Genomic DNA, 7963 nt, shown 5'->3' with positions numbered 1-7963 from the left:
TTCCTCTGCAGAGAGCAGGCTTGATATCACAGGGGAGCGCTTCCTCTGCAGAGAGCAGGCTTGATGTCACAGGGGAGGAGCGGTTCCTCTACAGAGAGCAGGTTTGATGTCACAGGGGAGCGCTTCCTCTTCAGAGAGCAGGCTTGATATCACAGGGGAGCGCATTCCAACTGTGGGAGCGAGCCTGCTCGCGAAGGGGCCGGACCTGCTGGCCTCAATTCTGCTTCGGTAACTCAATCACAAACCGAGTAACTCCCGCCCCCGATTCGCAATGAATCGTCCCGCCATGCGCCCGCACGATCGACTGGGTGATCGCCAGACCCAACCCCGCATGCTCACTGCTACCTTCCTGCCGCGCCGGATCCGCTCGATAGAAGCGGTCAAACAGACGTGGCAGTAATTGCGCTGAAATTCCCTCGCCACTGTTCTCGACGCAGACGCGCACGGCTTTCGCCTCGTCGACGATGCTCAAGCGCACATAACCCTCGGCCGGGGTAAACCGCAGCGCGTTATCCAGCAGATTCGACAAGGCCCGGCGCAACATGCCGCGATCACCTTCTATACGCGCCGCCCCCTCACGGCTAAGGCGAACGCCAGCGTCTTCCGCCAATGGCGCAAAAAACTCCAGCAGCATGTCGGCCTCATCCGCCAGCTCCAGCGGTTCGCGCTTGGGCATCAGCAAGCCGTGGTCAGCCTTGGCCAGGTAGAGCATGTCGTTGACCAGTTGCGCCATCCACTGCAGTTCTTCGAGGTTGCTGTGCAGCGCTTCGCGGTAATCCTCCAGTGCCCGTGGGCGGGTGAGGGTGACCTGGGTGTGGGTCAGCAGATTCGACAGTGGCGTGCGCAGCTCATGGGCGATGTCGGCGGAGAATGCCGAGAGGCGCTGAAACGAATCGTCGAGGCGTGCGAGCATGGCGTTGAAGCTGTAGGCCATTTCCGCAAGCTCTGGCGGCATCTTCTCCTCAGGCAGTCGGGCATTAAGCGATTGCGCGGAAATCCCACGGGCCACGGCGCTCATGCGGCGCAACGAGCGCAGACCACTGCGCGCGGCCCAGGCCCCGAGCAGGGCGGTGGCCAGCGCTGACAGGCCGACGGTCAGCCAGATCAGATGCTGCATGCGCGCAAGGAAATGCTGGTGATGGGTGATGTCCAGCAGCAGCGTCAGTTGCGGCGAATCCGCTGCGTCCGGGTAGAGCGGGGCGCGGAGCACGCGGTAATCAGTGCCGTCATGGCTGATCGTCGACAGGCCGGTTTGCAGCGGCAGATTCTTCGGAATCTGCACCGAGCTGTCATACCAGTGTTGCCCGTCGCCACTGGTGATGCGCAACGACAGATCCGCCTGACGGCTGAGCTCATCGGCCAGCCGCGCCTCGCGCTGGGCAGGTTGGAGATCCTGCAAGGCGCGGCGCAGGCCGATCAGTTTCGTCTCCAGTTGTTGCTGGTCAAGTTCGATGAAGTGCGCCTCGCTGGCGCGGTCGAACAGCACCCCGGCGAACAGCGAGACCACCGCAGTGCAGGCGGCAAACAACAGCGCCAGGCGCGTGCTCAAGGACAAACGACGCATCAAAGCGCACGCTCTTCGAGCACGTAACCCATGCCGCGCACGGTGTGGATCAACTTGTTGGGGAAGTCATCGTCGATCTTCAGGCGCAAGCGGCGGATCGCCACTTCGATGACGTTGGTGTCGCTGTCGAAATTCATGTCCCAAACCTGCGAGGCGATCAGCGATTTGGGCAGGACTTCACCCTGACGGCGCAGGAGCATTTCCAGCAGGGCGAACTCCTTGGCGGTCAGGTCGATGCGCTGACCACTGCGTTCGACCCGGCGACGGATCAGATCCAGGCGCAGATCGGCCAGTTGCAAGCTGGTTTCCTGGGCGATCGCGCTGCCGCGCCGCAACAGGCTGCGCACTCGGGCGAGCAATTCGGAGAAGGCGAACGGCTTGACCAGATAGTCGTCTGCGCCCAGTTCGAGGCCGTGAACCCTGTCCTCCACGGCGTCTTTGGCAGTAAGAAAAAGTACCGGCGTCTCGAGGCCGGCGCTGCGCACCGCTTGCAGAATCTGCCAGCCACTGCGCCCGGGCAGCATCACATCGAGGATCAACAGCGCGTACTCGCCGCTCAAGGCCAATTGCTGGCCGCTGATGCCGTCAGCCACCAGCTCGGTATTGAACCCGGCCTCTGTCAGCCCCTGGCGAAGGTATTGGCCGGTTTTCGCTTGGTCTTCAACGATCAACAGTTTCATGGGCGACTCGGGCGGGGTTGGTATGTAGAAGGGCGAGGGCGTTATACCGTGAGATCCGGCGATAAGCATCAAGCTGACAAAGTTGTAATCTGCCTGTCAGGTGGATGCCAGCCCTGGGTGGTTAAAGTTTCCCACAGGCTGAACTTTCTCTTGTTGGAGTACGACCATGTTTTCGCGCACCTCCCTGAAAATAGCAGTCTGTCTGCTGGCATTGAGTTCGCCAGCCTGGGCGACCCCGGCGCACACCTACGCCTTCGGCCAGCCGGCAGCGGCGAGCCAGGCCACGCGGACTATCGAAATCGTCATGGGCGACATGAACTTCGACCCGAAAGCCCTACAGGTCAAGGCCGGTGAGACGGTTCGCTTTGTGCTGGTGAATAAAGGCCAGTTGCTGCACGAATTCAACCTCGGTGATGCGGCGATGCATGCCAGTCACCAACAGGAAATGTTGCAGATGCAGCAAAGCGGCATGCTTACGCCTACCGGCATAAAAGAAATGTCCCACGACATGGCGGGCATGGATCACGCGGCGATGGGCCATGGCATGCAGCATGACGACCCCAACAGCGTGCTGGTCGAACCGGGCAAAACCGCCGAGCTGACCTGGACCTTCAGCAAGGCCACGGCGCTCGAGTTTGCCTGCAATATCCCCGGGCATTATCAGGCCGGCATGGTCGGCAAACTGACAGTCAGTCAGTAAGCACTCAAAGGCGCGGGCAAAGGCTGGTAGAATCCGCTGATTCTTCAGTCAGGTTTCCGCCATGCATCCCGCAGCCGAACATTCGCCGCTGGGCAAATCCAGCGAATACATCGCCACTTACACGCCCTCCCTGCTGTTCCCGATTCCGCGCACCGCGAAATGGGCCGAGCTGGGCCTGACCGCCGAAACCCTGCCGTATAAAGGCGTGGATTTCTGGAACTGCTTCGAGCTGTCGTGGCTGCTGCCCTCGGGCAAACCGGTGGTGGCGATCGCTGAATTCAGCATCCCGGCAGACTCGCCGAACATCATCGAATCGAAGTCGTTCAAGCTGTACCTGAACTCGCTGAACCAGACGCCGTTCGCCGACGTCAGCACATTGGAAGCGACGCTGGTCAAGGATCTGTCTACCGCCGCCGGCAAACCGGTAGGCGTGCGGGTGCGCAGTCTGAAAGACGTCGAAGCTGAAGGCGTTGTGGCGTTGCCGGGCGTGTGCATCGACGATCTGGATATCAGCGTGAGCAATTATGAGCATCCGCGTCCGGAGCTGCTGCGTTGCGATGATTCGCGCGTGGTCGAGGAGAGCGTGCACAGCCATCTGCTCAAATCCAACTGCCCGGTGACCAGTCAGCCGGACTGGGGCAGCGTTGTAGTGGAGTATCGCGGCGCCGCGCTGGATCACGCCAGCCTGCTGGAATACATCGTCAGCTTCCGCCAGCACTCGGATTTCCATGAGCAATGCGTGGAGCGGATTTTTCTCGATCTGCAGCGGTTGTTGAAACCGGAGAAGCTCACCGTATTTGCGCGATATGTTCGGCGCGGCGGGCTGGATATCAACCCGTATCGCAGTACCGAAAGCGTACAGCTGCCGAATCATCGGCTCGTACGTCAATAAAGAACCGGAATGTGCGATATCCCTTGTGGGAGCGAGCCTGCACGCGAATGCGGTGTTTCATTCAACGATGATGTCGACTGACACGACGCCTTCGCGAGCAGGCTCGCTCCCACAAGAGCTTGCATGCACATTTTGCAAATGAAAAAGCCCTGCCATCGCTGCCAGGGCTTTTTTGTGCGGCGAGGCGTCAGATGCCCATGCTGCCCAGCGTATTCATGATATTGCGCAGGGTGCCGGCGATCGCCGGGTGTTCGACTTCGAAGCGCTCGACCGCCAGGTTCACGCCGTCGGCGATGCTTGCGTCCTGGGTGGCAGTTTCCAACTGGATTTCCGATTCGATCTGCGCCATCAGCGCATGCAGATCTTCACGTTCGACTTCCGACAGCGGTGGATTGTGTTCCAGCTGCTCGCGCAGGGTATCGAGCTGTTTTTGCAGTTCTTGGGCGGGCATGGTGGTTTCCTTTTATCAATAGGCACTGGCATTGACCGCAGCCACGCGCCAAAGGTCTATGGCTGACCTTTAGATTAATCCACTCTCGGTAAACCTGCATGACGCCGATCAGGGCTTTTCACCTTTGGCGCGGCGCAAGCTGATGTCGGCGAGGCAGGCGTCCAGTTCGCCGAGATGATCGATCACCGAATGCACGCCCAAGCCAAATAACTGCACGGTTGCCTTGCCGCGCAACTGTTCGCGTTCCGTTTGCGACAGCGATTGCCACTCGCTCGGGCTCAGGCTGCACAGCGATCCACAGGAGGCCAGACCAATCGTCCACAACCCGGCATTCAGGCCAGCCTGCAGCAGGCGCGGCTCACCGCTGACCAGTACGCAGCCATCGAGTCGATCGATGTTCAGATCCATCAAGGCTTGCCAGCACGCATTGGGTGCTGGCCATGGATTCATTGTTGCTGAATGTTGCGTAGGCTTCACCCAGTCCGGCAGCGAGGCGGCCAATGACAGAGTCAGGGCAGGGGGCAATTCGTCGAGCCACGCACAGGGAATCCGCTGGCGCTGCAAACTCTTCAGGCTATCGAGGGCGCCGGGGGTGAATTCGGCGTGTTCTGGACGGGCGTCGAGCTGTTGCGCAGCGCGGGCACCGAAATCCACCAGGCAACCGCTCAGGCCGAACAATACGGCAGTCAGACTGGGCGCGGCGACGGGCAAGGTTTCGGCGTGAGTCATGGCAACGTCCCTGAAATAACGCTCAAGGCTAGGGCGCGCGGGTGACAGTTGCATGACAGGCCGGTGAAAGTCGGCGTAGGAAACTTCCTGCATATCCTTGCTGCGGCGCACTGCCCAAATCGCCGTTTACGCTTATACTAGCGGCCTCAATGCACGGGCCGAGCGTCCGCGCCAGTATCAAATCCAAGGAGTTTTTCTATGCGCTGGAGCCCTTCGCTCACTCAGCTAAGTGTTTGTGCCAGCCTGTTGCTGGCGCCGTTCGCCACTCAGGCGGCCACCGAAGAAGACCCTTGGGAAAGCGTCAACCGGCCGATTTTCCAGTTCAACGACTTCGTTGATACCTACGCGCTGAAGCCATTGGCGCAGGGTTATGAGTTCATCACTCCGCAGTTCGTTGAAGACGGCATTCACAACATGTTCCGCAACGTCGGTGACGTCACCAACCTGGCGAACAACATCCTCCAGGCCAAACCGGCTGCGGCGGGCGTTGATACCGCCCGACTGATTTTCAACACCACCTTCGGTCTGCTCGGCTTCTTCGACGTCGGCACCAAGATGGGCTTGAACCGCAGCGACGAAGACTTCGGTCAGACCCTCGGTTACTGGGGTGTGGGCAGCGGCCCGTACGTGATGCTGCCGCTGATGGGGCCGAGCACCCTGCGTGACGCACCGTCGAAATACGTCGACAGCTTCACCGGCCCATACCGCTACATCGACCACGTGCCGACGCGTAACTCGATCTTCGGCCTGAACATCGTCGACACCCGCGCCAGCCTGCTGTCGAGCGAGAAGCTGATCAGCGGTGACAAATACACCTTCATCCGCAATGCTTACCTGCAGAACCGCGAGTTCAAGGTGAAAGACGGTCAGGTCGAAGACGATTTCTGATTTCGACCGATTCCAGGAAGGCGACCCTCGGGTCGCCTTTTTTGTGCGCGGCAGAGCATCGCCAGCGACCGTCGCTACCTTCCATCGGGTTACGTTTAGAGCGGTTCTTATAACTCCCGGTGATTTGACAAACAAAGTCGTCAAGCGACAATCGGCGCATGCTTGAAACGCTCTGCGGATGGGAGTACCGTCTGCGCCTTAGAAGGGCACCTCTGTTTAAAACCGCGCGCCAGGCGAATGCTTGAAAGCGCTGCAACAGAGAGGCTAGAAAGCGAATCCAGTAGTCTGCGCAGGGCCGTTGCCCCGCTCACTACGCCAACCTAATTCTGGCGCCGTTTGCCCACATGCCAAAAACCAGTGCCACGCTGCTGATAATCGATGATGACGAGGTAGTGCGCGCGAGCCTCGCGGCCTATCTGGAAGACAGTGGTTTCAGCGTCCTGCAGGCCGGCAACGGTCAACAGGGTCTTCAGGTATTCGAGCAAGACGAGCCCGATCTGGTCATCTGCGATCTGCGCATGCCGCAGATGGGCGGTCTCGAACTGATCCGTCAGGTCACCGAGCGCTCACCGGAGACGCCGGTGATCGTGGTCTCGGGTGCCGGGGTGATGAACGACGCGGTCGAGGCCCTGCGCCTGGGCGCGGCGGATTACCTGATCAAGCCTCTCGAAGATCTGGCTGTGCTCGAGCACTCCGTGCGCCGGGCCCTGGATCGTGCGCGGCTGCTGCTGGAAAACCAGCGTTACAGCGAGAAGCTGGAAAAGGCCAACCGCGAGCTCGAAGCCAGCCTGAACCTGCTCCAGGAAGACCAGAACGCCGGTCGCCAGGTGCAGATGAACATGCTGCCGGAAAGTCCGTGGAGCATCGACGAATTCCACTTTGCCCACCAGATCATCCCGTCGTTGTATTTGTCGGGTGATTTTGTCGACTATTTCCGTGTCGACGAGCGCCGGGTCGCGTTTTATCTGGCGGATGTTTCCGGGCATGGCGCGTCATCAGCCTTCGTCACCGTGCTGTTGAAGTTCATGACCACGCGTTTGCTCTTCGAATCGAAACGCAGCGGTACCTTGCCGGAGTTCAAGCCTTCGGAAGTGCTCGGTCATATCAACCGGGGGCTGATCAGTTGTAAGCTGGGTAAACACGTCACAATGGTCGGTGGAGTCATCGACGAGGAGACCGGTTTGTTGACCTATAGCATCGGCGGCCATCTGCCTTTGCCTGTGTTGTACACGCCTGACAGTGTTCGTTATCTCGAAGGCCGTGGTCTGCCGGTGGGGCTTTTCAATGAAGCCACGTACGAGGACCACGTGCTTGAGCTGCCGCCGACGTTCAGCCTGACGCTGATGTCTGATGGCATTCTGGACCTTTTGCCGGAAGCAACGCTCAAAGAAAAAGAGGCTGCTTTGCCCGAACGGGTGAAGTCAGCGGGCGGCAGCCTGGATGGTCTGCGGCAAGTGTTTGGTTTGGCCACGCTAGGGGAGATGCCGGATGATATCGCCCTGTTGGTGTTGAGCAGGAATCTTCAATGAGTACCGGTAGAATCCAGTTCGCCGAGCAGGACGGCACCTTTGTCCTGAAGTTCGTCGGTGAAGTTCGCCTGACCCTGTGTTCGGCGTTGGATGCGACTATTGAGAAAATCTTCACCGCGCTGAATTTCAACGCGATCGTGATCGATTTGACCGAAACCCGCAGCATCGACAGCACGACGTTGGGCCTGTTGGCCAAACTGTCGATTCTGTCGCGGCAGAAGGTCGGCCTGTTGCCGACAGTTGTCACCACCCACGAAGACATCACCCGGCTGTTACAGTCGATGGGCTTTGAGCAGGTGTTCAACATCGTCAACCATCCGGTGCCTTGCCCGGAGTGCCTGGACGACCTGCCGGATCAGGATCAGTCGGAAGAAGTGGTGCGAATCAAGGTGCTGGAAGCGCACAAGATTCTCATGGGCCTGAACGATTCCAATCGGGAAGCGTTTCATGATTTGGTCAATGCCCTGGAAAGACACTGACCTCATGAATTGATGGTGTCTGGGCTGGCCTCTTCGCGAGCAGGCTTGCTC

At 59.5% G+C, this 7963-nt stretch carries 9 protein-coding genes; 5 read left to right on the top strand and 4 right to left on the bottom strand.

Translation table 11 applies throughout. The features are described from left to right. Nucleotides 1-214: 214 nt before the first annotated feature. Both AC4IHP_RS26920 and AC4IHP_RS26915 read right to left on the bottom strand, forming a co-directional pair. Complete coding sequence (locus tag AC4IHP_RS26920; RefSeq protein ID WP_460120393.1) at nt 215-1564, bottom strand: heavy metal sensor histidine kinase; 1350 nt, start codon at nt 1562-1564, stop codon at nt 215-217. Further along, nucleotides 1564-2244: a heavy metal response regulator transcription factor gene (locus AC4IHP_RS26915; protein WP_460120390.1), complete on the bottom strand. Its 681-nt coding sequence runs from the start codon at nt 2242-2244 to the stop codon at nt 1564-1566. Before AC4IHP_RS26915 ends, AC4IHP_RS26920 begins: the two co-directional genes overlap by 1 nt. Nucleotides 2245-2410: 166 nt before the next feature. On the opposite strand from AC4IHP_RS26915, the gene copI reads away from it, so the two are divergent. Beyond that, nucleotides 2411-2944 carry a copper-resistant cuproprotein CopI gene (gene copI / locus AC4IHP_RS26910; RefSeq protein ID WP_490833186.1) on the top strand — a complete coding sequence of 178 codons (534 nt, stop codon included), beginning with the start codon at nt 2411-2413 and terminating at the stop codon, nt 2942-2944. Nucleotides 2945-3005: 61 nt separating this feature from the next. Next, nucleotides 3006-3836 carry an NADPH-dependent 7-cyano-7-deazaguanine reductase QueF gene (gene queF, locus AC4IHP_RS26905; RefSeq protein ID WP_490833185.1) on the top strand — a complete coding sequence of 277 codons (831 nt, stop codon included), beginning with the start codon at nt 3006-3008 and terminating at the stop codon, nt 3834-3836. A 187-nt stretch (nt 3837-4023) separates the two neighbouring features. On the opposite strand, the gene AC4IHP_RS26900 is transcribed toward queF, so the two are convergent. Both AC4IHP_RS26900 and pcrP read right to left on the bottom strand, forming a co-directional pair. Beyond that, nucleotides 4024-4287, bottom strand: coding sequence for a DUF4404 family protein (locus AC4IHP_RS26900; RefSeq protein ID WP_460120384.1), 264 nt, complete (start codon nt 4285-4287; stop codon nt 4024-4026). 108 nt (nt 4288-4395) lie between these two features. Then, complete coding sequence (gene pcrP / locus AC4IHP_RS26895; RefSeq protein WP_490833184.1) at nt 4396-5016, bottom strand: HAD superfamily inactivated hydrolase PcrP; 621 nt, start codon at nt 5014-5016, stop codon at nt 4396-4398. Nucleotides 5017-5214: 198 nt separating this feature from the next. Here pcrP and AC4IHP_RS26890 point away from each other — a divergent pair, with 198 nt between their 5' ends. The 3 genes from AC4IHP_RS26890 (at nt 5215) to rssC (ending at nt 7912) form a co-directional block, all read left to right on the top strand. Beyond that, a complete protein-coding gene (locus tag AC4IHP_RS26890; protein ID WP_122508321.1) occupies nt 5215-5904 on the top strand; it encodes an MlaA family lipoprotein in 690 nt (229 codons plus the stop codon). A gap of 344 nt (nt 5905-6248) precedes the next feature. Beyond that, the gene (gene rssB / locus AC4IHP_RS26885) at nt 6249-7433 is read left to right on the top strand and encodes a two-component system response regulator RssB (protein WP_460120380.1); all 1185 of its coding nucleotides are present in this window, start codon (nt 6249-6251) and stop codon (nt 7431-7433) included. Continuing rightward, a complete protein-coding gene (rssC, locus tag AC4IHP_RS26880; protein ID WP_003226553.1) occupies nt 7430-7912 on the top strand; it encodes an anti-sigma factor antagonist RssC in 483 nt (160 codons plus the stop codon). The genes rssB and rssC overlap by 4 nt, the downstream gene beginning before the upstream one ends. Nucleotides 7913-7963 lie beyond the last annotated feature (51 nt).

The sequence above is a fragment of the Pseudomonas sp. UF-293 genome (assembly GCF_058245595.1).
This window is presented reverse-complemented; position numbering and strand designations above follow the sequence as displayed.